Source organism: Dactylosporangium fulvum (genome assembly GCF_025137375.1).
Lineage (GTDB): Bacteria > Actinomycetota > Actinomycetes > Mycobacteriales > Micromonosporaceae > Dactylosporangium > Dactylosporangium fulvum.
Map to the genome: position 1 here is coordinate 2485402 of NZ_CP073720.1, position 25628 is coordinate 2511029.

A 25628-nucleotide genomic window follows, 5' to 3' on the forward strand; every position below is an offset into this window, starting at 1 on the left:
ACACGAGTTGTTGCTCGCAAAAATACCAGGAGGCCCGCGTGGCGCGCTGGATCGTTGTCGTGTCCGCATTTGTCACCGTTCTCGCCGGCGTGTTCGGCGCCGGGGTGATCGACCGGCTCTCGCTGAACCGGTTCGAGGCGCCCGGATCCGAGTCGATGCAGGCCCGGGCGGTGCTCGCCGAGCGGTTCCGCACCGGCAGCCCCAACGTCGCGCTGCTCGTCACGGCGCGGGAGGGCACGGTCGACAGTCCCGCGGTCGCCGCGGCCGGGCTGGCGATCACCGAGGAGCTGCGGCGGCACGGAGGTGTCGGCGACGCCTGGTCGTACTGGAGCCGCGGCAACCTGGCGACCCTGCGCAGCGCCGACGGCCGGCAGGCGCTGGTGCTGGCCTGGTTGCCGGGCAGTGCCGACGACGTGCGCCGCGGCGTCCTGCCCACCCTGGCGCCGGCGTTCAACCGCGAGGACGCGGCCGTCACGGTCGCCGTCGGCGGCGGCGACGAGGTGTTCCGCCAGGTGATGGAGCAGGCCCGCCGCGACTTCCTGCGCGCGGAGCTCGTCATCCTCCCGCTCGTGCTGCTCATGCTGTGGTGGGTGTACCGCCGGATCGGCGCCGCGCTCGTCACCCTCGGCATCGGCGTCTTCGCCGTCGCCGGCTCCCTCGCCCTGCTGCGCCTCGTCGTCGCGGCCGGGGTCGACGTGTCCACGTTCGCGTCGAACATCGCGCTCGTGATGGGCATCGGGCTGGGCGTCGACTACGGCCTCTTCATGATCTTCCGCTTCCGGGAGGAGTTGCACCACGGCGAGGGCGCGGTCGCGCGTACCGTGCGGACCGCCGGCCGCACCGTCCTCTTCAGCGGCGCCACCGTCGCGGCGTCACTCGCCGTGCTGTTCGCCTTCCCGTTCCCGTTCCTGAGCTCCTTCGCCTGGGCCGGGCTCGCCGTGGTCCTCGCCGCCGTCGTGGGCGCCGTGGTCGTGCTGCCCGCCGCCCTGGCGCTGCTCGGCCGGCGGGTCGACGCGCCGCCGCGGGCGGAACGCTTCTGGGGCCGGGTCGCGGCGCGGGTGGTCCGCAGCCCCCTGCGGTACGGCGGCGCCGCCCTGGCCGTGCTCGTGCTGCTCGGCGCGCCCGTGCTGGGCATCCGCTTCGGCCTGCCCGACGACCGCGTGCTGCCCGCGTCGGCGCCGGTCCGCCAGGTGTACGACCAGATCCGCGCCGGCTTCGCCCAGGAGGAGTCGGACGCGGTGCAGATCGTCGCGGCGGACGGCGGGGGGCCGGTCGCCGACTACGCCCGGCGGTTGTCCGAAGTGGACGGGGTGGTCCGTGTCGACTCGGCCGACGGGTCCTACGCGGACGGTGCGCGGACCGGTGACGCGATCGGCGCCCTCCGGGACGGCGCCGCGACCCGGCTGGTGGTCGTGCCCTTCAGCGAGCGGCTCGAACGCGACGCCGTCGGCCTCGTCCGCGAGCTGCGGGCCGTCCCGCAGCCCTTCCCCGTCCACGTCGGCGGCTACCCGGCCGAGCTCACCGACTACCGCGACGGCGTGGCCGGCCGCCTCCCGCTCGTCGCCGGGCTCATCGTCGCCGTCACCGTCGCCGTGCTGTTCCTCATGACCGGCAGCGTCGTCGCGCCGCTCAAGGCCGCCGTCCTCAACCTGCTGAGCCTGTCGGTGATGTTCGGCGCCCTGGTGTTCGTCTTCCAGGAGGGGCACCTCAGCGGCCTGCTCGGCTTCACCCCGACCGGGTCGATCGAGCCCAGCGTGCCGATCCTCATGTTCTGCGTCGCGTACGGGCTCTCGATGGACTACGAGGTCCTCCTGCTGGCGCGGATCAAGGAGGTGTACGACCGGACGGGCGACCCGGTCGGCGCGATCCCGGCCGGCATCACGCGCAGCGCGCCGCTCGTCACCGCCGCCGCGGTCATCCTGGCGGTGTCGTTCGCCGCCTACGCCACCGGCCGGGTCGTCTTCCTGCAGCAACTCGGCATCGGCATGGCCCTGGCCGTCCTCGTCGACGCCACGCTCATCCGCGGCCTGCTCGCGCCCGCCTTCATGCGTCTCGCCGGCCACGCCAACTGGTGGGCGCCCAAGCCGCTGCGCCGCCTGCACCGCCGGATCGGCCTCGCCGAGGGACCCGGGGCGGCGGAACCGGTCACCATCGGTGAGAATGTGCGATCATGACCCCGATCACCAATCTCGATCTGACCGGTTTCCAGCAGCTCGACCAGCTCGTGTGGCGTGACGAGCAGGGCACGATCCTGTCGCTGCACTTCTTCGACCTCCGCCCCGACCTGCCGGCCCCGCTGCACGAGCTCCCGGCGTTGCAGGCCGGACTGGCCCGCAACGCCGCGGCCCAGGGCGCCGGGGTCATCGAGGCGGTCATCGAACCGGTCGACGGTGTCCCGGCCGTGCGCCAGCTCATCAAGGTGCCCCACCCGCAGGGCCACGGCCTGGTGTTCCTCGGGTCGTACACGGTTCCGCGGGCCACGTGCAGCACGGTGCTGAAGCTGCAGGCGCCCGAGTACGGGACGACCGGCATGCGGGAGGCCCTGATCATGTCGCAGGTCGGTCCGCAGCACTACTTCCTGCCGTCGCCCTATGCGCCCGACCTCCAGGGCGGCCTGCCTCACCACCGGGCCGACGGCGAACAGTACGACGCGCAGTTCCCGGACCACCCGCTGACGCTGGTCCGCGCGAAGCTGCGCCGCATGCTGCCGAGCGTCCGGCTGGACGACCGGTTCAAGGCGCTGCCGCCGTTCGAGTGACAGCCCGGCTGCCGGTGCGGCCCGCTCGTCGGTTCAGGTCGACGGGTTGGTCGCGAACCGTTCCGGTGCCACGAGGACCGCGACGCGGCGGTCCTCGACCATGGCCCGGTCGTATTCGTCGAGGTCGGGGTGGACACCACCCGCCGCGTGGTAGATGTCGCGCAGCAGCAGGCGGAGCTTCTCGGCGCCCGCCTCCGGCCCGACGATCTCGGCCGGGCCGCTGACCGAGATCCACTCCCAGCCGGCCCGGAACGCCAGGGTCGCCCGCGGGTGCTGCCGCAGGTTGGCGAGCTTCGCCGTGCCGCCGCGCGAGACGAGCGCGACGACCGGAGCCCCGGTGTCCGGGTGCTGCAGGATGCCCGCGTTGACCACGGAGGTCGACGGCTCGCCGTCGGCCCGCACGGTCACCAGGACCGCGAGCCAGTGCTCCCGGGACGCCAGCTCGGCGACGCGCCGCAGCCCCTCGTCGGTGGAGATCATGCGGCCAGCATATCCGTCCGCCTGCCGCGAGCGGCGCGGCGACGAGTTGCTCGGAACCCTCCTCGACGCCGCCGCACCGGTGTGCGCCGAGCCGCTCGTGTGCGGTCAGACGCAGCGGCAGCAGGCCTCCGTGAACACGCGGACCGCCTCGCGGGTGTCGCCGGTGCGCCACACCACCGCGAGCTGGCTGGGCGACAGGCCGGTCACCGGACGGCAGACGACGTCGTCGCGCTGGTACAGCTCGGCGTTGCCCGCCGCGAGCAGCGCCACGCCGCGACCCGACGCCACCGCCTCGAACGTCTCGTCGGCGGTCGTGGCCGTCACCGACACCGTCGCGGGGGACTCGCGGTGGTCGCTGGCCAGCCAGAAGTCCCGCAACGCCCCGGCACTGCGCGGCAGGGCCACAAACGGCTCACTGGCCAGAGCGTCGAACGGCACCCGCTCCCGGCTCGCCAGGTGATGGCCGACCGGCAGCGCGACCCAGCGGTCCTCGACAGTCACGACCCGCCAGGAGAGGGCGCCGCCGGCTGGCACCGGCAGCCATGCGATCGCGACGTCCACCTCCTCGGCGTCGAGGCCCGCGCTCGGGTCGGCCCACGGGATCTGCCGGAACGCGAGCTGCCAGCCCGGCAGGTCCTGCGCCATGCGGGTGGTCACCGCCGGGATCAGGCCGCGGCCGATGCTGGTCTGGAAGCCCACGGTCAACGTGCTGTCCGAAGTGGACACCACCGCCGCGACCTCCTGCCGGGCCCGGTCCCAGTCGCCGATCAGCCGCTGGGCGTGGGGGAGCAGGGCGGCGCCGGCCGCGGTGATCGTGATCGCGCGGCGGCCGCGGTCGAACAGCGTCGCTCGCAGGGCCAGCTCCAGCTGGCGGATCTGCTTGCTGAGCGCCGGCTGCGAGACGTGCAACCGGCTCGCCGCACGGGTGAAGTTGAGCTCCTCGGCGACGGCGACGAAGTATCGCAGGTCCCGGACGTGCACATCCATAACCGAAGGTTATGACAGCAAGTCTTGGACCCCGGCCGCCGGGCCGTCGCAGGATGAACGGGTGGAACTCGGGGTGTCCGGACTCAACGCGAAGGCGACCATCGGCCCGCGGGCCACCGTGCGACTGGCCCGGCTGGCCGAAGACCTCGGCTACCGGTCCTGGTGGGCGGGCGAGCACGTGGTGCTGCCCAGCCCGCGGACGCCGGACTCGCCGATGGCGCCCACCGACCCGGTCCTCGATCCGCTGATCCACCTGACCTTCGTGGCCGGCGCCACGACGACCATCGCGCTCGGCACCGCGATCGTCATCCTGCCCCAGCGCAACCCGCTGGTGCTCGCCAAGCAGGTCGCGAGCCTCGACGTGCTCAGCGGCGGGCGGCTGCTGCTCGGTGTGGGCGCCGGTTATCTGGAGCCGGAGATGACCGCCGTCGGCGTGCCGATGGCCGGGCGCGGTGCCCGCACGGACGAGTACATCGACGCCATGCGCTCCCTCTGGACGGACGAGGCTCCGGCCCACCACGGGCGCTTCGTCTCGTTCGACAAGGTCGATGCCCACCCGCGCCCGGCCCGGCCCGTGCCGGTCGTGATCGGCGGCCACAGCCCGGCGGCGTTCCGGCGGGCCGTCGCTCGCGGCGACGGCTGGTTTGGCAACGGCGCGTCCGCGGCCGACCTGCGCCGGCACCTCGACGGGATCGCCGCGGCGACCCGCGAGGTGGAGCGCCCGGCGGCGCTCGGGCGGCTGGAGGTCACCTGGATGCAGTTCTCGCCGGTGTCACGGGCGGAGATGGCACAGTACGCGGCGCTGGGCGTGGACCGGCTCGTCGTCTATCCGCTGCCGATCGAGGACCCCGACGACGTCGCCCGGTTCCTCTCGGAGCACGCGTCCCGCGCGGCTGCCGAGGGGCTGGTGCACTGAGCGCCCGGCCACGGGGTGTCCGCCACCCGCCGTGACACCTCGTGACCGGAGCCATCGCCGCAGCAACCACTGGATCAGCCGGTCACTCCGCCGCGACCCGGTCGAGCCATTCGGCCATCAGCGCCTCGAACAACTCCGGCTGCTCGAACTGCAGGTTGTGCCCGGCGACGTCGAGCACCGCGAACGTCGCCCGCGGATAGTGCGGCAGCAGCGCGAACTGGTCGGCATATCCGACGCTGGCGTCCTGCCGTCCGGTGAGGATCAGCGCGGGCCGGCTGAACGGCGGCCCGTCCTCCGGATCCACGCTGAGCTGCCAGTGCTCCCGGATGCGGGCCATCGCGGTGCTGTCGGCGGCGTCGAGCCCGGGTCGCACCTCATCCTGGTATCGCTTCAGGGTCTCGGGGCTCTGCACCACGGCCATCGCGGAGAACTCCTCGGCCAGCGCCGGATCGAGCGAGGCGAGCAGGTCGGGGTCGGGCCGCAGCACCTGGTGCTGCGGCACGGTGCGCTCGGCGTGCTCCAGCTTCGTGCCGATGGGGCAGATCAGCGCGAGGCCGAGCACCTGGGCCGGGCGTGCACGGGCCAGCGCGCGGGCGAGATAACCGCCGTAGGACTCGCCGATCAGCAGGAACGGCGAGTCGCCGAACTCGGCCGTGACGAACGCCGCCAGCTCGGCGAGCACGTCGTCGGAGCTCGCGATCGACGGCGGGGCCGGTGTGCGTCCCATGCTCGGGAGGTCGGGATAGAGCCGCCGGTAGCCCGGGCGGCGGGCGAACAGCGGCTCGAGGCAGCCGAGCATCAGCCGGTGGTCGGGGGTCCAGCCGTGGATGGCGAGCACCGGGATGCCGGTGCCGTGTGCGACGAAATGCATGCGGACATCATGTCGACGGGGTCTGACAATTTCACTGTGTCCCGGCTGGCTGCGGTCGAAGCTTCACGAAAAGTTGCCGACGCCGACAAGGTTTGACGGCCGCCGGGGGCGTCGGGTCGGCTCGATGGCGTGCCGGGCGGGTTCACGGAGCATTCCCGGAGCATTCCCGGAGCATTCCCGGAGCATTCCCGGAGCATCGGGACATCGCGGCGTGGCCGCGAGGACGACGTCAGGGACGTCGTGGCCACGCGTGGCGCACCGCGATCGCCTCCATCGACCACAGCAGCCGCTCGGCGTCCTCCGGCGCCAGCCAGCGCGTGTCGCTGTGCAGCGTGAGGCGGTATCCGTCAGGACCGTCCTCGACGTCGACGATCAGCGGCTCGAGCGCAGGACGGTCCTGGCGGGTGATCCACCGGAGTTCGGAACGGGGCAGCGCCGCCCGGATCTCGGCCTCGGGCGGCGCGTCCATCGGCACCGGGCCGCGCCGGTCGTTGAGGAAGCAGCCGATCTGCAGCTGCTCGCCCCGCTCGGCGGCCGTCCGGTCCAGCAGCGCGTGCAGGTCACGCTGGTCGAAGTAGGCGTACTTGTACCCCGCCAGCGCCGCCCGCCGCGCCCGCTCGACCACGTCGTCGAAGTCGCCGGCGGTGTCGATCAGGCACAGCCCGGCCTGCACGGCGGTGCAGACCACCCCGCCGAGCCCGGCCCGGAACCGGTTGCTCACCAATGGCCGTACCACCACCGGATCGATGCCCGACGTCTCGGCCACCGCGGCCGCGAACACCGCCAGGAGACTGACCGCGGGATCCACGTCGGTCCGGTCGGTGAGTGCGCGCAGCGCCAGTGGCAGGGCGGCGGAGTCGAAGGCGGCCCGCCAGTACCGCGGGTTGCGGGGCACGTCCGGCACCGGGAACCGCACCGGCGGCATGGTCCGCACGATGCCGTCGAGGTGCCGGAGCGCGGCCGTGTTCTGCCGCCGGCCGGGCGGTGACGCCTGCCAGCGGGCCTGCTCCAGCGGTGCGAGGCCCTCGACCGGGGTGTCCGGCCGTTCGCGCGCCTCGCGGAGCATGATCTTTGCGCCGGCGCCGTCGGTCGCGAAGTGCGAGACGACCGCGACGAGGTGCGCGGGCACGCCGTCGCGGCGGACGACCGCGGCGCGGATCGGCCACTCGGCGGTGAAGTCGAGCGGGCGGTCACGGTACCGGCCGGCGACCTCCTGCGGGTCGGCGTCGTCGTACACCTCGACGGTGAGCGTGCCGCGGGCGAAGACCTCCTGCGCCGGGGTGCCGCCGTCCGGCGGGACGTGCAGGCGGGTGCGGAGCGTGGCGTGGCGGCACATGTGGTACCGCAGCTCGCCGAGGACGTCGTCCAGCGAGGTGCCCGGCGCGATCGGCTCGACGCCGCCGAGCGGCATCCAGTGACCGAGAGCGCGCACGGCGTTCCAACTCTCGATCTGGCCCCACGAGAGCGGGCCGTGACCGGCGCCGTCCCCCTCGAACGGCACCTCGACAACCTCGGCAAGCACACGCATCATCAGGCCCTCCTCGGTGAGCACGCGCATACTAACCGTGCAGCCGGGCGCCTTTGAGGATCCGGTCGACGCCGGTTTTCGGCCCGTGCACGGCGATCCCGACGAGCCGCAGCTCAGCGCGTGTCACGGCCCGGACGGCGGCGCGATCCGCTTCGACCTCGACCGGCACCACCGCGGCGCGGCGGGCGCGACCGTGACCCTCCTGCCGCCGAACGTGGCGCACGACGGCCGTGCCGCGACCCACCACAGGTTCCGCAAGCGACGAGCTCGAGGCCGAGAGCCGGCTGGCCCTGATCCGTGACCGCCTGCGGACCCACCTCGACCGGCGTCAGGTGGTGTCATCGGTACCGGCACTTCAAGCGCCACCTCGGCGTCACACCGGGCAGCTATGCCGCCCAGGGTGGCGTGCCGATCGACGTCCCGTCGCTCTGATACGCGGTGAAGCCGGCCTGCAGCGCGACGTACACCTCGGCCGCCTCGGCGCCCGGGTTGCCGACCGAGATCGGCGCGCCGGCCGGCACGACGGTCGAGTCGCCGGGTCCGAGCAGGTCACCGCCGGGCGTGATCCGGACCTGCCCGGAAAGCACCACGAAGACCTCGTCCCGGTCGACGGTGTGCGCGTTCGACTCGAGGCCGGCCGGAACGGTCAGCCGCCACGCACACACCTGCCGTGACCCGTTGCTGGGCCCGGCGAAGACGGTGAACCGCGCGTCGCCGAGCTCGAATCGCGGCGCGTCGGCCGCTCGCACGATACTCATGAGTTGTTCGCTCCTCCTGTCGTGCCTGTCGTACCTCTCCCGCTAGAAGCTAAACCAGATTTCGTATTTTTGTAAATGGGGTTTCGTATGTCGGATGTCAACCCGTCCGCCGAGGAGCTGCGCGCGCTGCCGCTCGGCCGGCTCCTGCTGCACGCCCACCGCCGCGCCCAGGCGGCGTCGCTGGCCAAGCTCCAGGCGAGCGGTCACGCCGACGTACGGTTGGGCCACCTGCCGGCGCTGACCAACCTCGACCCGTCGGGCACCCGGATCACGGAGTTGGCGGCGCGGGCCGGGATGACCCGTCAGATGATGGGCCGGCTGGTCCGCGAGCTGGAAGGGCTGGGATACGTGGGATCGCGTCCGGACCCGACGGATCAGCGCGCGGTGGTGGTGACGCTGACGGACCGCGGCGAGGAGTTCTTGTCCGGCGCCCCGGCGGCGATGGCCGAGGTCGACAGCGATTTCGCGACCCTGCTGGGCCCGGCGGACCTGGCGAAGCTCCGCGAGATGCTGGTCCGCGTCAGCGCCTCGTAGGTGCGGCTCGCCGGCTGCCGGAGGCGAGCGGTCGCCGTTGACCGCTGCGCCGCCCCGTCATGAGGCGGTGCCTGCCGGAACGCTCGCGCGACCAAACGGCGGAGTATTCGGTCCGGGATGACCCGGCCCGTCCGGCTGGAGTGGGTGGTGCCGTGAGTCGCCGGAGCCGTTGGTGACGGTCCGGCGGATCGCCCGCGCCGATGGGTGGTCGCCGGGCGTCGGTGGCGGGTCAGGCCGCGGTGTGGTTCGGGGTCAGGTGGAGGCGGCGCAGGCGGCGGTCGGCCGCGGCCGCGTTTCTGTGCAGGCGATCGGTCTCCGAGCTCAACAGGTCGCGGCCGACCGGGGTCAGGCGGTAGTACCGCCGCAGGCGCGACGCCACGACCTCCTCGCGGTCGACCTCGATCAGGCCGTCGGCGCGGAGCCGGTCCAGGATGCCGTAGAGCGTGCCGGCCTGCAGGCGCACGCGGTTTTCGGAGATCCGCCGCACATCGTCCAGCACGCTGTAGCCGTGCTGCGGCTCCGCCGCGAGTGCGGTCAGGACCAGGAACGTCGGTTCGCGTAATGGCAAGCCAGTCATACCCATCACTGTATAAAGACGATCGATATATTCAATCAACCGATCGGTCAGGCCGCTACGGGGTCACCGTGATGTTGGTCAGACCGGTCGTCGCGTTGCGCACCGTGTTGGAGGAGTACACGACGTTGAGGTTACCGGCGCACTTCGACGTCGACGTCACGTTGATCGCGTAACGGCCGACGCCGCCGAGGTCGGAGACGTTGTCGCGCCAGATGTTGCCGCAGCCGGAGCCGGTCACCGGGTTGTGCGTCTCGTAGCCGTTGGCGAACGTGCCGGGCGGGCCGAAGGTGCCGGTGTTGCCCTCGATCGTGTAGCCGCTGCCCTTCACGTCGACCCACGAGTCCGCCGAGTTCTGGCCGGAGATGCCCCGCCCGTCGAAGGTGTTGCCCCGGATGACACCGGCGACGGTGCCCTCCTTGACGTCGATGTGCTCCGCCGTGACGTACGGGCCGATGTGGTTGTTGAGCACCTGGACCCGGTCGGAGCGGTCGACGCCGCCGCTGTTGCCGTGGCAGTCCCAGTTGGAGTTCGCCGAGCCGAGATATACGCCCTCGCCGTACGCCGGCTGGACCGTCCCGGTGTACTCCACCGTGGAGTTCTTGATGACACCGTCCGAAGAGGACCGTCTGAAGTGGACTCCCTCGTCGGCGATGTGGTGAACGTACAGGCCGTCGATCGTGACGTGCGGCGAGTTGTCGACGACGACACCCTTCTTCGCGTTCGCGACGGTGAAGCCGACGAGGTTCCAGTACGGCGCGTTCGCGATCCACACGCCGTAGCCGGGGTCCCAGCCGGGGGTCGGCGCCGGGCACGACGGACCGGAGCCCGACGGCGCCGGGTTGGTCAGGATCGCGGTGCGCGGGCCGGTCACCGTGATCGGCGCCGCCGCGGTGCCCGGGGTGGTGCCGATGAAGGAGCCGTCGTAGGTGCCGGGCGCGAGCCGGATCGTCTGGCCGGGGCGGGCGTTCGCCATGGCCGTGGTCAGCTGTGCGGCCGTGGCGACGTCCACAATGGACCCTCCGGGCGAGGAGGGCGGCGTGGACGGGGACGAGGAGCCCGGGGAGGGCGACGGGGACGGTGAGGGGGAGCTGGGGGAGGGCAACGGTGCCGGGCCGCCCGCGCACGGCGCGCCGTTGACCAGGCAGTTGACCGGCACGCCCGTACCACTCACGTTGAAGCCGAAGCTTGTCGACGCTCCCGGGGCGATGGCGCCGTTCCAGGACGCGTTGGCGAACCGGTGGTGCTGGCCCGTGCTCGTCCGGACCGAGTCCCACGAGCTGCTGACCGTGGACCCGGCCGGCAGGTCGAACTCCACGACCCAGCCGCTCGCGGCCGCGTCGCCGCGGTTCGTGATCGTGATGCCGGCCCCGTATCCGGAGCTCCACGTCGACGACTGGGTGAATGTCGCGGTCAGCGACGCCGACGCGGCCTGGGCGAGCGGGGCGACCAACACGGTCGCCGCCGCGACCGCGACGGCGCCTCCGGCGAGCAGGAACGTGCGATGGATGCGCATCGACCAGCCTCTTGTCGCGCGAGCGTCCGTTGGCTGATTAGTTAACAGTCTTTACAGCTGCGGGTCAACCACCCGCCTCCACAAGTGCATGATCAACGCCGAGAGAAGGGGTCAGGGGGACAGGGCCAGGCGGACCAGGGTCTCGGCGCAGGCGTGGACCTGGGCCAGCGAGACGCGCTCGTCGGGGCAGTGGCCGTAGCCGACGCCGGGGCCGTACTGGACGGTCGGGATGCCGGCGGCCGTGAGCAGGCGCAGGTCCGAGCCGTACGGGGCGCCGACGACCGCCGGCTCGGCGGTGAAGGCACCGCCGTGCGCGGCGATGACCCGCTGGACCATGTCGCTGCCGTCGGGGCAGCGGCCCGAGGCGAACTGCCCGCCCCACCACTCCACCGTCACCGGGTGCTCCTTCAGCCACGGGTCGGCGGCGCACGCCTCGGCGACGGTCCGCTCGAACGCCGCCCGCGCCTCGTCGACCGGCTCGTCGAGTGCCACGCCGAAGCGGCCCTCGGCGACGAGCAGGTCGGGCACGGTGGAGGCCCAGTCGCCGGCGCGGACCGTGCCGATCTCCAGCGGGTAGGCGACGTCCCACCGGTGCATCATCGGGTCGACGTCGCGGTTGCGGGCCTCCTCCAGCGCCCGGAGCACCGGGAAGATCAGCTGGAACTTCTCGACGGCGCTGACCCCGCTCGTGCGGGCGCAGGCGTGCGCGGCCAGGCCCGGCACCCGCAGCCGGAAGGTGAGTGCCCCGCCGTTGGCGGCCAGCACGTCCAGCGCGGTCGGCTCGGTGATCACGCAGGCGTCGGCGCGCCAGCCGCGGTCGAGGGTGGCGTACGTGCCGAGCCCGCCGTCCTCCTCGCCGACGACGGCGGCGAGGAGGACGTCACCGGCCGGTCGTGTGCCGCTGCGGTGCAGTGCCAGCAGCGCCGACAGCGCTGAGACGAAACCGCCCTTCATGTCGCAGGCGCCCCGGCCGTGGGCGTGGCCGTCGGCGATCCGGCCCGAGTAGGGATCGGCGGACCAGGTCGACGGGTCTCCCGGCGGTACCACGTCCAGATGCCCGTTGAACATGAGCGTCGGCGCCGCCGGATCCGTGCCCGGCAGCCGCGCGACCAGGCCCCACGCCTCGTCACGGGTGACCTCCATGCCCGGGAAGTCCGGCCGGGCGGCCAGCTCGGCCACCGGGATCGGCCACAGGTCGATCTCGACGCCCTCGGCTTGCAGCAGGCGGCCGACGTGGTGGACGATCGCACTTTCCGCCGCGGTGCCGCCCACACTGGGTATGCGGATGAGGTCGGCGAGCGTGGTGACGGCCTCGTCGCGGGCGGCGTGCAGGGCGGAGAGGGCAGGATCATGGTTCGCGCGGGCATTCACCAGGGCAATGTATGCCGTTGACGCTCATGACGTACAACATCAGAAACGGCGGCCGCCGAGCGGTTCACCGAGTGCCGCGTCGTGACCGGCGGGGCGGCGGAATCCGCGTCGGACCACTACCCGCTGGTGGCGCGGGCAGCGTGGTGACCGGCTCGCGCGGGTCGACCAGCTCGCGGCTCGGCGGCTGGCGGCGATAACCGCCCAGCGGCGGGTTCGCCACCCAACGGATGGCGGGGCGCTGGCCGGGGGCGGGCAGCCAGCCGAGGAAACGGTTCCACAACTGCTCGGCGCCGTACTGGCGGAGGTCCTCCGCCGCGTCGGCGACCCGCAGCGCCATCAGCGTGCGCAGTTCGGCGGGGCTGTCGCCGTGGTCGGCGATCAACTGCTGGCGCTTCGTCACGCAGGGCCACGGCTCGGCACACCCCGTGCACCGCCACGTCGGCCGTGCGGGGATGTGCGCGACAGTCACCCCAGACTCCCCGGCCGGGCGAGTTCGATGCGCCGCAGGGCGTAGACGAGCACCGAGTTGCGGGCGCTCACGTACTGGTCGCACGGCCACGGCCGGTGGCAGTCGCGGCACTGCTCACCACGCTTGAGCTTGTTGGCCAGCCAGGACCGGGGGCGGGGCTGGTGGCGGCGGCGCTGTCTCACGAGCTCTTTGAGGTCCATGGAGGTTCCCTTAGGTCGCCGAGGTCGGGCGGGTGGGGTCCTTCTCGACCGGCTGTCTGGGCTTGCCGAGGCGGAGCGTGGTGTGCAGGACGTGCTGTGCCGCGAGATGCGGACGGCGACGGGCGCGCTTCGCGCGGTACATCGCCGCGTCGGCCCGGTGGACCGCGTCGGCGAGATGGGCGAACGGCTCGACCGGGACGAGCCCGACCGAGGCGCTGACGGTGATGATCTGGCCGCCCAGCGGCATCGGCGCGGCGAGCGCCTGGGAGAGCCGGTCGGCCTGTTCCTCGGGGGGACCGCCGCGACACGCGATCAGGCCGGCGAACTCGTCGCCGCCCAGGCGCGCGACCAGCCCCGACCCGGCGCACGCGACCAGCCGCTGCGCGACGGTGACCAGGACCGCGTCGCCGGCGGAGTGGCCGTACACGTCGTTGATCTGCTTGAAGCCGTCGACGTCGAGGACGATCGCGACCAGGGGGTGCCGGTCGACGTCCGCGACGAGCGCGGCACCGCGCTGATAGAAGGCGCGACGGTTGGGCAGGCCCGTGAGCGCGTCGTGGCTCGCGGCGTGCCGCTCGACGATGAGGTCGGACCGCAGCCGCGCGGCCTCCTTCTCCGCGCGTCGCGCGCGCAGATACATGCAGAGGCTCGTGCAGGCCCCTGCCGCCGCGGCCGCACCGGCCAGGAAGGCGAGGGGATCCATACGCGCGTCCCTTTCAAGATCGCAGCTGGGGAAGATGCCCGATCGTTTGGGAGCGAACGTCCGGTTTTGATCACAAATCGTGAGCGCATCCGTACATTCGCACATGCGCTAGCATGCGCTTTATCGGCTGCAGACGCAAGAGCCGATGCACGTGCAGATGCCGTTCACTCGGTGAACTTTCAACCAATGCATCAGAGAGATGTCCATGGAGCAGACGTACAACGGGATGCCGGCCGGCGACCTGACGGGCGTGACCTGGCAGAAGAGCCGCCGTAGCAACCCGAGTGGCAACTGTGTCGAACTGGCCCGGCTGCCTGACGGGTCCGGCTTTGCCATGCGGAACTCGCGGGACCCCGAGGGGCCCGCACTCATCTACACCTTCGACGAGATCGCCGCCTTCGTCGGCGGTGCCCGTGACGGTGACTTCGACAATCTGTTGACCTTGTTCCCCCGACCGGCCGGCTGAGCCGTTCGGTTGAGTAAGGCCCGCCATGAGTTGGGTAAGGCTCGCCCGCCGGATCGACGCGAGCCCACTCCCGCTTACTATCCGGTCATGGCATGCTTACTCCGGCCGTCGCGGGGGAAGCCCCCGCGACGCGACTGTTTGACATCCCGGAGGCGGTAGGTGACGACCGGAACACCAGAAGGAGGAGCGTCCGGAGGCCCGACGGTCCTCCGGATGCTGCTGGGCGCTCACCTGCGCCGGTTACGTGAAGCGCAGGGCGTCAGCCGGGAGGACGCCGGCTGGGAGATCCGCTCGTCCGAGTCGAAGATCAGCCGCATGGAGCTCGGCCGCGTCGGCTTCAAGGAGCGCGACGTCGCCGATCTGCTCACCCTCTACGGGATGGACGACCAGGTCGAGCGGGACCGCCTGCTCGCACTCGCCCGCGAGGCGAACAACCCCGGCTGGTGGCACCGCTTCGGCGACGTCCTGCCGAACTGGTTCCAGTCCTATCTCGGCCTCGAGGCCGCTGCCGCGCTGATCCGCACGTATGAGGTGCAGTTCGTCCCCGGCCTGCTGCAGACCCGCGACTACGCCCGCGCCGTCGTCCTCCTCGGCCACGGCCGCGCCAAGCGGGAGGAGATCGAGCGCCGCGTCGAGCTGCGGATGAAGCGGCAGGAGATCCTCACCCGGGAGCAGCCGGTCAAGCTGTGGGTCGTCGTCGACGAAGCCGCGCTGCGCCGCCCGATCGGCGGCCTCGACGTGATGCGCGGCCAGGTGGAGGCCCTGCTGGAGGCCAGCACCCTGCCCAACGTGCGGCTCCAGGTCATCCCGTTTCAGGCCGGCGGCCACGCCGCCGCGGGTGGTGCGTTCTCGATCCTGCGCTTCCCCGACGAGGACCTCCCCGACGTCGTCTACATCGAGCAGCTGACCAGCGCGCTGTATCTCGACAAGCGCGACGACGTCGACCTTTACGCGGAGGCGATGGAGCGGCTGTGCGTCGAGGCGCACCCGCCGACCGACACCTCGAAGATCCTTGAGGAGATCCGGAAGGATCTGAACGCCTAGCCTTCTAGGTTTGCCGTATGGCAGATCGTTTGGATGGCACCGTCGCGCTCGTCACGGGCGCTTCCAGTGGTATCGGCGCGGCAGCCGCGCTGGCACTGTCCGCACAGGGCGCCGCGGTCGCCCTGGCCGCCCGCCGGGCCGACCGGCTCACCGACCTCGCCGCGCGGATCGCCGTCGCCGGCGGTGACGCCATCGTCCTGGAGACCGACGTCACCGACGAGGCCCAGGCCCGGCAGGCGGTGGAGCGGACCGTCGACGAACTCGGCCGGCTCGACACCCTCGTCAACAACGCCGGCGTCATGCTCCTCGGACCGGCCGTCGACGCGCCCCTCTCCGAGTGGGAGCGGATGGTCTCCATCAACCTGATGGGGCTGTTGTACTGCGCACACGCCGCGCTGCCACACCTGCTGGAGGCCGCCGGGAAGCAGCCGCGGCGGGTCGCCGACATGGTGAACATCAGCTCGGTCGCCGGGCGGGTGGCCCGCAACGGCAGCGCGGTCTACAACGCCACGAAACACGCGGTGGGCGCCTTCAGCGAGGCGCTGCGGCAGGAGGTGACCGGTCGCTTCGTCCGCATCTCCCTCGTCGAGCCCGGCGCCACCGCGACAGAACTCGCGTCCCACAACCGCCCGGAGGTCCAGACCACGATCCAGCAACGGTTCGAGGGCGTCGAACGCCTCTCCGCCGAGGACATCGCCGACAACATCGCGTACATCGTGACCCGCCCGCGGCACGTCGCCGTCAACGAGATGCTCGTACGGCCCACGCAGCAAACCGGCTGAGCGGCGTTTCCCGGCTGTCAGGTGGTAGGAAAACTGGGGCCATGACCCAAGTTTTCCTACCACCTACGCCGCGGGGAGAGCGCAGTCCGGGCCGCAGCGGCGCACCGGACCGCGCCAGCCGCCGAGCCGCAGCGTGGCGGCGACGGTGGCCGCCGTCCGACAGGGCCGCTCACTGACGTCGGTCCAGCCGAACCGCAGCGTCGCCCACCCGCGGGTCGCCGAGCGGTTGTCCCGCGCCCGATCACGGATGCGGCACTCGTCATCGTGCGCGACCCGCCCGTCGAGTTCCACGACGAGCCCGAACTCCTCGTACTCGACATCGCGGTAGGTCGTCGTGCTCCCGGCTCGCCGGGGCCGCTGCCGCTGCCCGGCCGGCAGGCCGTGACCGCGCTCCACGTCGCGGAGGAACCGCACCTCCAGCACGGACCGGCTGCCGGCGCCGACGTCGGCCACCGCCGACAGCAACGGTGCGCGCCACCGCACCCGGGGCCGCGACCGCAACACGGCCGTCAACCGGTCCGCGGTGGTGAGCCGGCGGCCACAGGCCCGGGCGATCCAGCCGATCGCCTGGTCGAGGTTCGCGGCCACCTGCGTCAGGTCGACGACCGTGTCGTTGATGCCCGTGCGTGCGGGTGACCGCAGCGGTACGGGTGCCGGAACCGACCGCCGGTAGTGGAACCGCACGCCGTCGAGCAGGTACGGGCGCCGATCGGACGGCAGGCTGATGTGGATCGGCGCCGCCGGCTCGTCGACGAGGCCGAGGAGCTCGGCCGCGGTGTGGTGACTCAGCACGGCACCGCGGCCCGCCGCCGCGAGTGTCGCCGAGAGCACCGCGACCCGGGACGGCTCACCGGTGAACGTGTAGTACACACCGCGGAAGGGCTTGCGCCACCTTCCGGAGCGCAGCCGCGCCCAGATCGCCTCGTCGGTCAGGCCGCACTCCCGCGCCTGCTTGCGCGTGACGACCCCCGCCTGCGCGTCGGCCACGTCCTCGATGTCCGGCATCCTCCGAGCGTCGCCCCGGAGCGTGGGGGAGCGCCAGACCGCTTCGGCGCCTGTGGAAAACCCCTGGGCCGCCCCGTGTCCGACTTTGCCACTAATCCGAGCGGACTTGTCGGGAAATGGCACCGAAACATTGACGGCGGTATCCGTCGCGTGATCTGATCCCAATCCCGGAAGATTTTTCATGTTCGATGGGATCGAGGAGACTGCCGTGTCCGTGTTCCGTCGTGCCGTGCTGGTGGTGACACTCGTCGCCGCCGGCGCGCTGGTCGCGCCACCCCTACCCGCCTCGGCCGCACTGCCGACCGCCGCCGTCGCGCTCGGCGACAGCTTCATCAGCGGCGAGGGCGCCGGCAACTACCAGCCGGTGGCCGACGTCAACGGCGTCGCGCAGGGCTTCCCCGGCTGGTCGGCGCCGAACAGCAACGCGTTCTTCTGCCACCGTTCCGCCAACGCCTCGCTGCACCAGGCGACGCTGCCGGGCATCCAGGCCCGCTTCAACCTCGCCTGCTCCGGCGGCCGGCCGTTCGACTTCACCAACCCGTCGGCGAGCCGCGACAAGGGCCGCCAGGTCGCCGCGCAGCTCGACCAGCTGCGGGCCGTCGCCCAGACGCACGACATCGATCTGGTCCTGGTGGGTCTCGGCTCCAACAACAGCTCGTTCACCTTCGGCGACGTGGCGGAGAAGTGCGCGAACCGCTTCATCGCCGACGCGTGGACCGGCTGGTGGGAGTTCTGGGCGTACCTCAACGGTCCCGTCCCGCAGGCCCCGTGCTCCGCGGCCGACCTCGCCACCGCCGCGCAGTTCAGCGCCGCCACCGCCGAGACGATCGCCGCCGTCCGGCAGTTGCTGACCACCCTCGACCAGATCGACGCCGACGGGCAACACCGGGTCGTGTTCCAGGACTACACCAACCCGCTGCCGTTCGACCTCGACCAGACGTACTGGGAGGAGGACGGCCGCGCCGACGACCGGGACAAGTTCCGCGCCCTCGGCGCCGAGCGGTATGCGGCCGGCTGCCCGATCCACCGGGCCAGCCTCGCCGCGGGTCACCTCTTCTCGCAGGGCCTCGGCACGCTCGTGCAGAACGTGCGCAACACGCTCGCCGCCGAGTTCCCGAACGACGACCTGGTCTTCCTCGACGTCCAGCACGCCTTCGACGGTGCACGGCTCTGCGAGCGGAGCGGCAGCCCCGCCAACGCCCTCGCCACCCCGATCCGGCTCCAGGACGGCGCGAGCGGCGTCTTCGTGACCAGCCTCGACGGCAAGGACAAGATCGCCATCCAGCGCATCGCGAACACCTGTGTCTCGTACTTCCAGACCTGCCAGGAGTCGTGGCACCCGACCGCGGCCGGTCAGGCGGTCCTGGGCAAGTGCCTGGCGGGCGCCACGACGACGGCCGCCCGCGCGGTCACCTGTTCGAGGCAGCCGGACGGAACCATCGTCACGAGCTGACCGTCTCATCAACAGCCGCCCCTGGGACTCTGCCGGGTCCCGGGGCCTCGCTGTGTGGAGGTTTCGCGACCGCACGGCCCCGCCTCGCCGTCCATCGCTATAGCAGAATGCGTCCGCTATGCTGTGCGGCGAGGTGGGGGCTGATGTCGGAGCAGTTGGTGGCGGGGCTGGGGGACCGGCTCCGGGACCTGCGGCGTGACCGCGCGCTCAGCCTCGATGCGCTCGCGGCGGCCAGCGGGGTCAGCCGGAGCATGATCTCGGACGTCGAGCGCGGTGCCCGCGTGCCCACGGTGCTGGTGCTCGCCCGCCTCGCCACCGCGCTCGGCACCACGGTGTCCCGCCTGCTCGGCGAGGACCAGCCGGCCCGGACGATCCTCATCCCGCACGCCGGCCAGCACGCCATCGACCACCCCGGCGGCTGGCAGCGGCGCATCCTGTCGCCGGCACTGCCCGGGGTCGAGTTCGAGTTCATCCGCACCACGGTCGCCGCGGGGGTCACCATCGGCGCGTTCGCCGCGCACGCCGGGGGCTCGCGGGAGTACGTCGCCGTGGAGTCCGGCGAGCTCACCGTGACCCTGGACGGCACCGCCCACCGGCTCGGCACCGGCGACGCGCTCTACTACGCGGCCGACTGCGTGCACGCCTTCGCCAACCCGGGGCCGGCCGAGTGCGTGTACTACACCGCCATGCACGTCGTCGGCGCCCCCCACCATCCCCTGCCCCAGTCCTTGCCCGAGGAGCGCACATGAGCAGCCCTGTCGTCGCACCGCTCGACCCACCGGGCCTGCCGGAGCCGGCCGGCAACTACACCCACGGCACCAGCGTCACCGGTGCCACGCGGATCGTCTTCGTCAGCGGGCAGGTGGCGTGGGGCGACAGCGACGGCAAGGTGCCGGAGGACTTCGACACGCAGTGCCGCCTCGTCTGGGACCACATCGCGGCGGTGCTGGCCGAGGGCGGCATGACCACGCGGAACCTTGCGAAGGTCACCATCTATCTGGCTGACCGCCGGTACCGCGAGGCCAACGCCCGCATCCGGGCGGAGGTGCTGGGCGACCACCGGCCGGCGCTCACGATCATCATCACCGACATCTACTCCGAGGCGTGGCTGCTGGAGATCGAGGCGATCGCCGTCGCCTGACGTCGCCGTCCGGTGGTAATCAATCGACCTTGCGGCGCATCCGGTATTCCAGCACGAGGAACGGCAGGCCGAAGAGGGCGAACGCGTGGTCGGCGCGCAGTTCGCCGTCCTCGACGTAGACGTCCAGCTCCTCCGTGAAACCGTGCACCGCGAGGGTCGACAGGTCGCGGCTCTCCGCGTCGATGTAACTGAGGTAGTGGCCGGTCTGGCCGTCGCGGGCCCGGCTGGTCAGCCGCAGGCCGCCGCCGGCGCGCTCGCGGGGCGCGAGGGTCGCGGTGAAGTTCGCCTGCGGCAGCGGAAACCCGACGCTGACGAAGCCGCGGCCCTCGTGCCGGTAGGTGGTGTAGATGCCGACGTAGATCGGTTCCCCGGTGCGGGCGAAACTCCGTACCCACCCGCGCGTGGACACGGCGCCGTCGGGATCACTGATCGTGTCGATCCGGCTGTGCACGCCGCGCAGCGCCTCACGCTGGTTCATCGGTACGTTCGCCTGGCCGAGGGGGCGGGCGACGAACGTGCGGTACAGCAGGTAGCCGGGGCGGACCCAGGTCCGCCAGCGCGGCACGATGTCGAGCGTGAACCGGGTCGTGTGCTCGTAGAACTCCCGCACCAGCGGGTCGGTGGTCCCCGGGTCGAAGTCCGGGCCCGCGAGGGCGTCGAGGTCGGCGACGATGCCGACGTCGGGCGCGGCCTCGCGGTAGGTGCCGCCGGTGGCCTCGGCGAGGTCGCGCACGTATCCGGTGCCGACGTAGCGGGTCCGGGCCTCCAGCGGTACCACGAACGGCAGCTGAGCGGCGGGCACCCGGTCGGCCAGCAGCGACACCTGCGGGTCGCGGAACACCAGCTGGGAGACCGTCCGGAAGCCGGCGACGGCGGCCGCGGCCACCACCGCGGGCGGCTGCCCGCGCAGCGCGGTGCCGACCGCCGCGCCGACCACCGGTCCCAGCGCGACCTTCTGCGGGCGGACGCCCATCGCGCCGGCGACCGCGCCGGCCACGGTGCCGACGGCGAGCGGGCCGGCACCGGCCTTCCCGGCGGCCCAGCCGGCCGGTGCGGCGATGGCCGCGCTCGCGGCGATCCGCGACCACACCGCCGGGATCTCGTTCGGCCGCTGCAGAGCCCGTGCGGTGCCGTCGACGGCGGCCATCGCGACGGCCCCGGCGAGCGCGCCGATGGCGGCTCGCCGGGGCCCGCGGTGCGCGCTGAGCGCCGCTCCGGCGGCGGCGCCCATCAGCGCGGCGAACCCGATCCCCTGCACCCGCTTCGCGTCCATGCCGACGATTCTTCGCGACACCGACGCCAAGCCTCAGGCCGGGGCATGGGATCGGGGGTCTCAGACCGAACGGGCCGGCTCAGGGCCGGCTCGCGGACCAGGGCTCATGGCGGATCAGACCGGAGCCGGCACGATGGCCAGCAGCTGCGTCGGCGGTTCCAGCGCGTCGACCAGTGTGTCGCCCTCCAGCCAGAGGCCGCCGGCCCGGCAGACCAGGGCGGCAGCCGCCTCCACGGGGCAGGGCAGCAGGGCGCCGCACGCGCCGCAGCGACTGGGGTCGTCCGGGTCCCGCTCGAGGTGACGGGTCTGCAACTCAGCGGCGGTCTGCACCAGCACGCTGTCGGGATCGAGGTGCAACATGGCGATGATCGTGCCGCCGCCGGGCGCCGCGCTTGAGGTACGAAACGGGTGAAACCGCAGGATCACCCGTTCACCGGCTCGGCTGCCCCGTTCCCGCGCACTGTCTCCCGCGCTGCGTCGCCCCGTCGGGCTGGTGGGGCGGCGTGGCCGAGCCGGCGTTGACGTAGACGCGGGCGCCGCACACCGGGCACCGGCTCATCGCTTCTGCTGCGGTCGCGGACATCGGACGTACCCCCAACGGAAAAGGCCGGACAAGGAGGTAATGCCCCTTGTCCGGCCGTCCCGAACATGTCATCCGCTGACGAGGGCCAGCATCTGCTTGATCTGCTGCGTGCGGGACAGCTCGATCCGCCCGGCGAACTGCTTGACGGTCTCGTTGCGGCCGTTGCGGGCCTGCTGCTGCGCCATCTCGACGGCGTTGTGCTGGTGCGCGATGAGCAGGTTGAGGAACTTCGTCTCGAAGTCCGCGCCGGTCGCCTCCCGCAGCGCCGTGATCTCCTCCGGACCGGTCGCCGGCTTGCCGCCGTGCGCCGCGTGGATGCCCGGGTCGGCGACGTCGGTCACCGGCACGTTCCACGACGAAAGCCAGCGGCGCATCGTCTCGACCTCCTCGGCCTCGGTCACGTCGATCGCGCCGGCCAGGTTGACGACGTCCTCGCGGATCCCCTTCTCCCGGCCCAGCTTCAGCATCTCGCGGCCCTGCTGCTGGTGGCTGATCATCATCTGGAGGAACAGGGTGTCGTAGTCGTTGCGCGGGCCGTCCGCGGCGACCGCGTTGGCCGGTGCGACGGCCGCCGTGGCCGGCGGCCGCTTCGCGTCCGGCGCGCCGTCCGGGTCCGCGGCCTGACCGCAGCCGGACAGCAGCGCCGCGGTCACCAGTGCCGCGGTCACCAGCGTGGCGAGGCGTCTCATACCGGCAGCCACAGCGCCAGCGTGTAGATGGGCTCCCAGGTGTAGATCGACGTGTGCGCCTGGCGGCACTGGTACCGGCGGCCGTCGTACGTCACGACGTCGCCGACCCGGTACGTGGTGCCGGCCGCCCACGCCGCACCGCTCTGCACCGGCGGCTTGCTGCTCGCCGGTGGCTTGGTCGTCGCGCTCCGCGACGGCGCCGGGGTGGTCGGGGCCTTCGTCGGCGACGGGTTCCGCGTCGGCGGGGCGGTCTTCGTCGGCGTCGGGTTCGCACCGCCGCCCGAGCCGCCGATCTGCACGTCGACGCAGTTGTAGAACGCGTTCGCGGTGTCCGCGATGTTCCACACCGCCAGGATCTTCTGCCGGCCCGCGTATCCGGCCAGGCTGACCTGGTGCGACACGGTCGCGTTCGGCTGCCGGCCGCCGTCGTTGAACTGCGCGATCCGGGTGTTGCCGATGTAGTACTCCCACGTGCTCGTCGCGTGCCGCGCGGTGAGCACCCAGTTGAACGTCACCGACGTGCCGACCGGCGTCGCCGGCCAGTTGCGGCTGTCGTCATCGAGCACCGCGAACTGCGACAGCCCGGCGTTGCAGCTTTTCAGCCCTTTCGGCCCTTCGACGCTCTGCGGCTCGTACCGAATGGGCCCGCAATCGGCCACCACGCCCCGTGCGCACAACGCTTGCCGGCTCGGCGGTGAGGACACGTAACCGTGCGCCGACGCCGGGTCGGCAAACCACAGGCTGCCGGCCACCGCAGCCACGGCGACCAGCGGATATACAACCGTTCTCCGCATTGTCGAAACGTATCGGAACGGCGCTTAACGAGCCCTTCTGCGATTTGCAAATCTCGCCTAAAGCGGGTTTATGCCGTTGTTAAGCAGCACCCGATTTCGCCAGTTCGGGAGATGCCGTGTCCAGCGGTACGTTCGGGGAGCGGACGAGGCCGATCTCGACGGCCGGGTGGCCCGCGACGGCGTCAAGCACCCAGTCCGCGACGACCCGCGCGCGGTTGCCGGGCAGCGACATCAGGTGGTAGCCGCGGGTGACGACCTTCGCCGGCCGGCCCGCGAGCGGCACGTGCAGCGGGTTCGCGGCCGCGTCCCGGCCGCCGAGGTCGACGAGGAAGCCGAGGTCCCGGTGCTTGTACCGGCGGGGCCGGCCGACGCCGAACGTCGCGGCGACGTTACGCGCCGCCAGTTCGCCCTGCCGGACCGCGTGCTGGGCCGTCATCGGCGTCAACTCGCCCGGCCGGGTCAGGTCCGGCACGGCCGCGGCGTCGCCCGCCGCGAACGCGTCCGGGTGCCCGGGCACCTGGAGGTACTCGTCGACACAGAGCCGGCCGTGCTCGGTCCGCAGACCCAGGTCGGAGATGAGCGGGTCGGGCCGCACCCCGACGCACCACACCAGCGTGTGGGTGGGCACGACCCGGCCGTTGCTGAGCCGGACCCGGTTGTGCATGGCCTCCTCGACGGTGCAGCCAGGAAGCACCTCGACCCCGCGCTCGCGCAGCACCCGGTCGGCGGTCCGGGACAGCCGCAGCGACAGCTCGGGCAGCACCCGCGGCGCGGTGTCCAGCAGCAGCCAGCGGGCCCGTTCGCCGGCGAGGGCCGGCTGGTGGCCGAGCAGCTCGCGGGTGGCCAGCTCGCAGTGTGCCGTGACCTCCGTACCGGTGTAGCCCGCCCCGACGACCACGAACGTCAGTCGCGCCGCCCGCTCCGCCGGGTCGGTCTCCTCCGCGGCCAACTCCACCTGCCGGACGAGGTGGTCGCGCAGGTACAGCGCCTCCGGCAGGCCGCGGAAGCCGTGCGCGTGCTCGGCGACGCCGGGGATCGGCAGCAGCTTGTTGACGCTGCCGGCGGTGAGGATGATCCGGTCGTACGAGACCTCGCGCCCCTCGTCCTCCGGATTCCGGTAGTGCACCACCCGGCGGTGGAGGTCGATGTGATCCGCCTCGCCGAGCAGGAGCCTGGCCCCGGGCAGTGTGGCCGGCAACGACACCGTCACCCGGCGCGGCTCCAGGATGCCGGCCGCCACCTCGGGCAGCAGCGGCAGGTACAGGAAGTAGTCGTTGGGGTTGAGCACCACGATCTCGGCGTGGCCGCGGGACATCTTCAGCAGCCGGCGCGCCGCGTGATACCCGCCGAAGCCGGCGCCGACGATCAGGATGCGAGGTCTCTGCATGGTCAGACCCGTACCCGGAGCACAGGCGCTCAAGCCGTACCCCGGATGATCGCTTCCATGGCCCCCACCAGTCCGCTGCTCTCGGTGCTGCGAGCAGCCCAGGTCGCCCGCGTGCTCGCCGCCAGCACGATCGGGCGCATCCCGCTCGGCGCCGCGCCGGTCGCTCTCCTGCTGTACGCCCGGGAATCCCTGTCGATCGCCGCCGCCGGCCTTCTCGTCGGCGTCTACACCGCGGGCCTGGCGATCGGGGGACCGGTGCTCGCCCGGGTCGCGGACCGGTTCCGGCAGCCGCCCGTCATGCTGCTCGGCGCCGCCGTCTCCACCGCCGGGTTCGTGATCCTGGCGCAGGGCGTGCCGCTGTGGGGCGCGCTGATCGCCGTACTGCTGGCAGGGCTCGGGGCACCGCCGTTCGAGGCGGGCCTGCGGGTGCTGTGGCGCAACCTGCTCGACGAGGAGCGCGTGCCGACCGCATACACGCTCGACATCGCCGTGCAGGAGCTCATCTTCATCTTCGGCCCGCTCATCGCCGGCGCCGCGGTCGGTCTCGGCGGCGGCGTCACCGGCATCTACGTGACCGCGGGCCTGCAACTGCTGGGGACGCTGTGGTTCGTGAGCACCCCGGCGGTCCGCCGATGGCGCGGCGAGCACGCCGAACGACACTGGGCGGGCGCGCTCCGCTCGGGCCAGCTCCGGCTGCTGCTGGTCGCGGTCATCCTGGTGGGCGCCGGCGTCGGCAGCCTCCCGGTCGCCGTCATCGACTACGCCGAGTGGGCCGGCAACCGCTCCTGGTCGAGCTGGATTCTGGCCGCACAGGCCGGCGGCGCGTTCGCGGGCGGCCTCGCGAACATCCGATTCAAGGTCGACGGCCGCCGGCTACCGTTGCTGGCGGCGTTGCTCGGGCTAGGGTACATTCCGCTGCTGCTGACGCCTTCGTCACCGGTACTGATGATGCTGCTGGCGATCCTGTGCGGCTTCTGCCTGCCGCCGTTCCTGGCGGCGACGTTCATGACGGTGGACCGTATCGCCCCGGCGGGCACGGCGGCGGAGGCGTTCGCCTGGGTGGCGACGGCGTTCTCGGTGGGCGCCGCGGCGGGTGCGGCCGTGGACGGCGTGATCCTGGACGCGACGTCGGCCGTCCGAGCCGGTTTTATCCTCTCCCCGGTGGTGATCCTGCTCGCGGTACCGTGGGTTCGCCCGGTGGCCCGCCGCGTGGCACACGTGACCGACGGCACGGACATCCCGGCGCCCTGACCCGGCCGCTGTCCCGTCGTCGGAACTGGATCGACCCTGAGCCGCGGAGGTGGAAGGGCGTATCGAGGTTCCACGCCGCTTGGGTTGGTTCGCTC

The 25628-nt window shown here is 72.3% G+C and carries 29 protein-coding genes; 11 read left to right on the forward strand and 18 right to left on the reverse strand.

Going from position 1 to position 25628, the window contains the following annotated elements; translation table 11 throughout:
• The first annotated feature begins 38 nt into the window (after window positions 1-38).
• Both Dfulv_RS11580 and Dfulv_RS11585 read left to right on the forward strand, forming a co-directional pair.
• On the forward strand, window positions 39-2174 hold the full coding sequence (locus Dfulv_RS11580; protein ID WP_259862800.1) for an MMPL family transporter: 2136 nt from the start codon (window positions 39-41) through the stop codon (window positions 2172-2174).
• Complete coding sequence (locus tag Dfulv_RS11585) at window positions 2171-2758, forward strand: hypothetical protein (protein ID WP_259862802.1); 588 nt, start codon at window positions 2171-2173, stop codon at window positions 2756-2758. Before Dfulv_RS11580 ends, Dfulv_RS11585 begins: the two co-directional genes overlap by 4 nt.
• Window positions 2759-2791: 33 nt before the next feature.
• On the opposite strand, the gene Dfulv_RS11590 is transcribed toward Dfulv_RS11585, so the two are convergent.
• Both Dfulv_RS11590 and Dfulv_RS11595 read right to left on the reverse strand, forming a co-directional pair.
• Window positions 2792-3238 (reverse strand): TIGR03618 family F420-dependent PPOX class oxidoreductase, encoded by a 447-nt coding sequence (locus tag Dfulv_RS11590; RefSeq protein WP_259862804.1) that lies wholly within the window; start codon window positions 3236-3238, stop codon window positions 2792-2794.
• A gap of 105 nt (window positions 3239-3343) precedes the next feature.
• Window positions 3344-4225, reverse strand: coding sequence for a LysR family transcriptional regulator (locus tag Dfulv_RS11595; RefSeq protein ID WP_259862805.1), 882 nt, complete (start codon window positions 4223-4225; stop codon window positions 3344-3346).
• Between the two features lie 61 nt (window positions 4226-4286).
• Here Dfulv_RS11595 and Dfulv_RS11600 point away from each other — a divergent pair, with 61 nt between their 5' ends.
• Window positions 4287-5141, forward strand: a complete 855-nt coding sequence (locus tag Dfulv_RS11600; RefSeq protein ID WP_259862806.1) for an LLM class F420-dependent oxidoreductase — start codon at window positions 4287-4289, stop codon at window positions 5139-5141.
• 82 nt (window positions 5142-5223) lie between these two features.
• On the opposite strand, the gene Dfulv_RS11605 is transcribed toward Dfulv_RS11600, so the two are convergent.
• From Dfulv_RS11605 to Dfulv_RS11620, 4 genes are all read right to left on the reverse strand, one after another.
• A complete protein-coding gene (locus Dfulv_RS11605; protein WP_259862807.1) occupies window positions 5224-6012 on the reverse strand; it encodes an alpha/beta fold hydrolase in 789 nt (262 codons plus the stop codon).
• A gap of 229 nt (window positions 6013-6241) precedes the next feature.
• Window positions 6242-7543: a hypothetical protein gene (locus tag Dfulv_RS11610; RefSeq protein WP_259862809.1), complete on the reverse strand. Its 1302-nt coding sequence runs from the start codon at window positions 7541-7543 to the stop codon at window positions 6242-6244.
• Between the two features lie 28 nt (window positions 7544-7571).
• Window positions 7572-7784 carry a DUF2000 domain-containing protein gene (locus Dfulv_RS48775; RefSeq protein ID WP_259862810.1) on the reverse strand — a complete coding sequence of 71 codons (213 nt, stop codon included), beginning with the start codon at window positions 7782-7784 and terminating at the stop codon, window positions 7572-7574.
• A 142-nt stretch (window positions 7785-7926) separates the two neighbouring features.
• The gene (locus Dfulv_RS11620; protein WP_259862811.1) at window positions 7927-8298 is read right to left on the reverse strand and encodes a cupin domain-containing protein; all 372 of its coding nucleotides are present in this window, start codon (window positions 8296-8298) and stop codon (window positions 7927-7929) included.
• 87 nt (window positions 8299-8385) lie between these two features.
• Here Dfulv_RS11620 and Dfulv_RS11625 point away from each other — a divergent pair, with 87 nt between their 5' ends.
• Complete coding sequence (locus tag Dfulv_RS11625) at window positions 8386-8832, forward strand: MarR family winged helix-turn-helix transcriptional regulator (RefSeq protein ID WP_259862812.1); 447 nt, start codon at window positions 8386-8388, stop codon at window positions 8830-8832.
• A gap of 229 nt (window positions 8833-9061) precedes the next feature.
• Here the strand turns inward: Dfulv_RS11625 and Dfulv_RS11630 are convergent, their stop codons facing one another.
• The 6 genes from Dfulv_RS11630 to Dfulv_RS11655 all read right to left on the reverse strand — a co-directional run bounded on the left by Dfulv_RS11630 (window position 9062) and on the right by Dfulv_RS11655 (window position 13665).
• Window positions 9062-9409, reverse strand: coding sequence for a PadR family transcriptional regulator (locus Dfulv_RS11630; RefSeq protein WP_259862813.1), 348 nt, complete (start codon window positions 9407-9409; stop codon window positions 9062-9064).
• A gap of 55 nt (window positions 9410-9464) precedes the next feature.
• The gene (locus Dfulv_RS11635) at window positions 9465-10922 is read right to left on the reverse strand and encodes a cellulose binding domain-containing protein (RefSeq protein WP_259862814.1); all 1458 of its coding nucleotides are present in this window, start codon (window positions 10920-10922) and stop codon (window positions 9465-9467) included.
• 111 nt (window positions 10923-11033) lie between these two features.
• Complete coding sequence (locus Dfulv_RS11640; RefSeq protein ID WP_259862815.1) at window positions 11034-12293, reverse strand: ArgE/DapE family deacylase; 1260 nt, start codon at window positions 12291-12293, stop codon at window positions 11034-11036.
• A gap of 64 nt (window positions 12294-12357) precedes the next feature.
• Complete coding sequence (locus Dfulv_RS11645) at window positions 12358-12693, reverse strand: hypothetical protein (protein ID WP_259862816.1); 336 nt, start codon at window positions 12691-12693, stop codon at window positions 12358-12360.
• A gap of 65 nt (window positions 12694-12758) precedes the next feature.
• The gene (locus Dfulv_RS11650) at window positions 12759-12962 is read right to left on the reverse strand and encodes a hypothetical protein (protein ID WP_259862818.1); all 204 of its coding nucleotides are present in this window, start codon (window positions 12960-12962) and stop codon (window positions 12759-12761) included.
• 10 nt (window positions 12963-12972) lie between these two features.
• The gene (locus Dfulv_RS11655) at window positions 12973-13665 is read right to left on the reverse strand and encodes a GGDEF domain-containing protein (RefSeq protein WP_259862820.1); all 693 of its coding nucleotides are present in this window, start codon (window positions 13663-13665) and stop codon (window positions 12973-12975) included.
• 205 nt (window positions 13666-13870) lie between these two features.
• Here Dfulv_RS11655 and Dfulv_RS11660 point away from each other — a divergent pair, with 205 nt between their 5' ends.
• The 3 genes from Dfulv_RS11660 to Dfulv_RS11670 all read left to right on the forward strand — a co-directional run bounded on the left by Dfulv_RS11660 (window position 13871) and on the right by Dfulv_RS11670 (window position 15957).
• On the forward strand, window positions 13871-14131 hold the full coding sequence (locus tag Dfulv_RS11660) for a DUF397 domain-containing protein (protein ID WP_259862822.1): 261 nt from the start codon (window positions 13871-13873) through the stop codon (window positions 14129-14131).
• Window positions 14132-14344: 213 nt separating this feature from the next.
• A complete protein-coding gene (locus Dfulv_RS11665; RefSeq protein WP_259862824.1) occupies window positions 14345-15175 on the forward strand; it encodes a helix-turn-helix domain-containing protein in 831 nt (276 codons plus the stop codon).
• A 17-nt stretch (window positions 15176-15192) separates the two neighbouring features.
• Window positions 15193-15957: an SDR family NAD(P)-dependent oxidoreductase gene (locus Dfulv_RS11670; RefSeq protein ID WP_259862825.1), complete on the forward strand. Its 765-nt coding sequence runs from the start codon at window positions 15193-15195 to the stop codon at window positions 15955-15957.
• A 63-nt stretch (window positions 15958-16020) separates the two neighbouring features.
• Here the strand turns inward: Dfulv_RS11670 and Dfulv_RS11675 are convergent, their stop codons facing one another.
• Window positions 16021-16962, reverse strand: coding sequence for a type IV toxin-antitoxin system AbiEi family antitoxin domain-containing protein (locus tag Dfulv_RS11675; RefSeq protein WP_259862826.1), 942 nt, complete (start codon window positions 16960-16962; stop codon window positions 16021-16023).
• Between the two features lie 193 nt (window positions 16963-17155).
• On the opposite strand from Dfulv_RS11675, the gene Dfulv_RS11680 reads away from it, so the two are divergent.
• From Dfulv_RS11680 to Dfulv_RS11690, 3 genes are all read left to right on the forward strand, one after another.
• The gene (locus tag Dfulv_RS11680; protein WP_406568012.1) at window positions 17156-18415 is read left to right on the forward strand and encodes an SGNH/GDSL hydrolase family protein; all 1260 of its coding nucleotides are present in this window, start codon (window positions 17156-17158) and stop codon (window positions 18413-18415) included.
• 143 nt (window positions 18416-18558) lie between these two features.
• Window positions 18559-19164, forward strand: a complete 606-nt coding sequence (locus Dfulv_RS11685) for a helix-turn-helix domain-containing protein (protein WP_259862828.1) — start codon at window positions 18559-18561, stop codon at window positions 19162-19164.
• On the forward strand, window positions 19161-19556 hold the full coding sequence (locus Dfulv_RS11690) for a RidA family protein (protein ID WP_259862829.1): 396 nt from the start codon (window positions 19161-19163) through the stop codon (window positions 19554-19556). The genes Dfulv_RS11685 and Dfulv_RS11690 overlap by 4 nt, the downstream gene beginning before the upstream one ends.
• A 19-nt stretch (window positions 19557-19575) precedes the next feature.
• Here Dfulv_RS11690 and Dfulv_RS11695 read toward each other — a convergent pair whose 3' ends face one another.
• The 5 genes from Dfulv_RS11695 to Dfulv_RS11715 all read right to left on the reverse strand — a co-directional run bounded on the left by Dfulv_RS11695 (window position 19576) and on the right by Dfulv_RS11715 (window position 24282).
• Window positions 19576-20829 (reverse strand): hypothetical protein, encoded by a 1254-nt coding sequence (locus Dfulv_RS11695; RefSeq protein WP_259862830.1) that lies wholly within the window; start codon window positions 20827-20829, stop codon window positions 19576-19578.
• 114 nt (window positions 20830-20943) lie between these two features.
• Window positions 20944-21189 (reverse strand): hypothetical protein, encoded by a 246-nt coding sequence (locus Dfulv_RS11700; RefSeq protein ID WP_259862831.1) that lies wholly within the window; start codon window positions 21187-21189, stop codon window positions 20944-20946.
• Between the two features lie 291 nt (window positions 21190-21480).
• A complete protein-coding gene (locus Dfulv_RS11705) occupies window positions 21481-22101 on the reverse strand; it encodes a DUF305 domain-containing protein (protein ID WP_259862832.1) in 621 nt (206 codons plus the stop codon).
• On the reverse strand, window positions 22098-22895 hold the full coding sequence (locus Dfulv_RS11710) for a lytic polysaccharide monooxygenase (protein ID WP_259862834.1): 798 nt from the start codon (window positions 22893-22895) through the stop codon (window positions 22098-22100). The genes Dfulv_RS11705 and Dfulv_RS11710 overlap by 4 nt, the downstream gene beginning before the upstream one ends.
• A 79-nt stretch (window positions 22896-22974) precedes the next feature.
• Window positions 22975-24282, reverse strand: coding sequence for an NAD(P)/FAD-dependent oxidoreductase (locus Dfulv_RS11715; protein WP_259862835.1), 1308 nt, complete (start codon window positions 24280-24282; stop codon window positions 22975-22977).
• A 57-nt stretch (window positions 24283-24339) separates the two neighbouring features.
• Here Dfulv_RS11715 and Dfulv_RS11720 point away from each other — a divergent pair, with 57 nt between their 5' ends.
• Complete coding sequence (locus tag Dfulv_RS11720) at window positions 24340-25533, forward strand: MFS transporter (RefSeq protein ID WP_259862836.1); 1194 nt, start codon at window positions 24340-24342, stop codon at window positions 25531-25533.
• The last annotated feature ends 95 nt before the right edge of the window (window positions 25534-25628 follow it).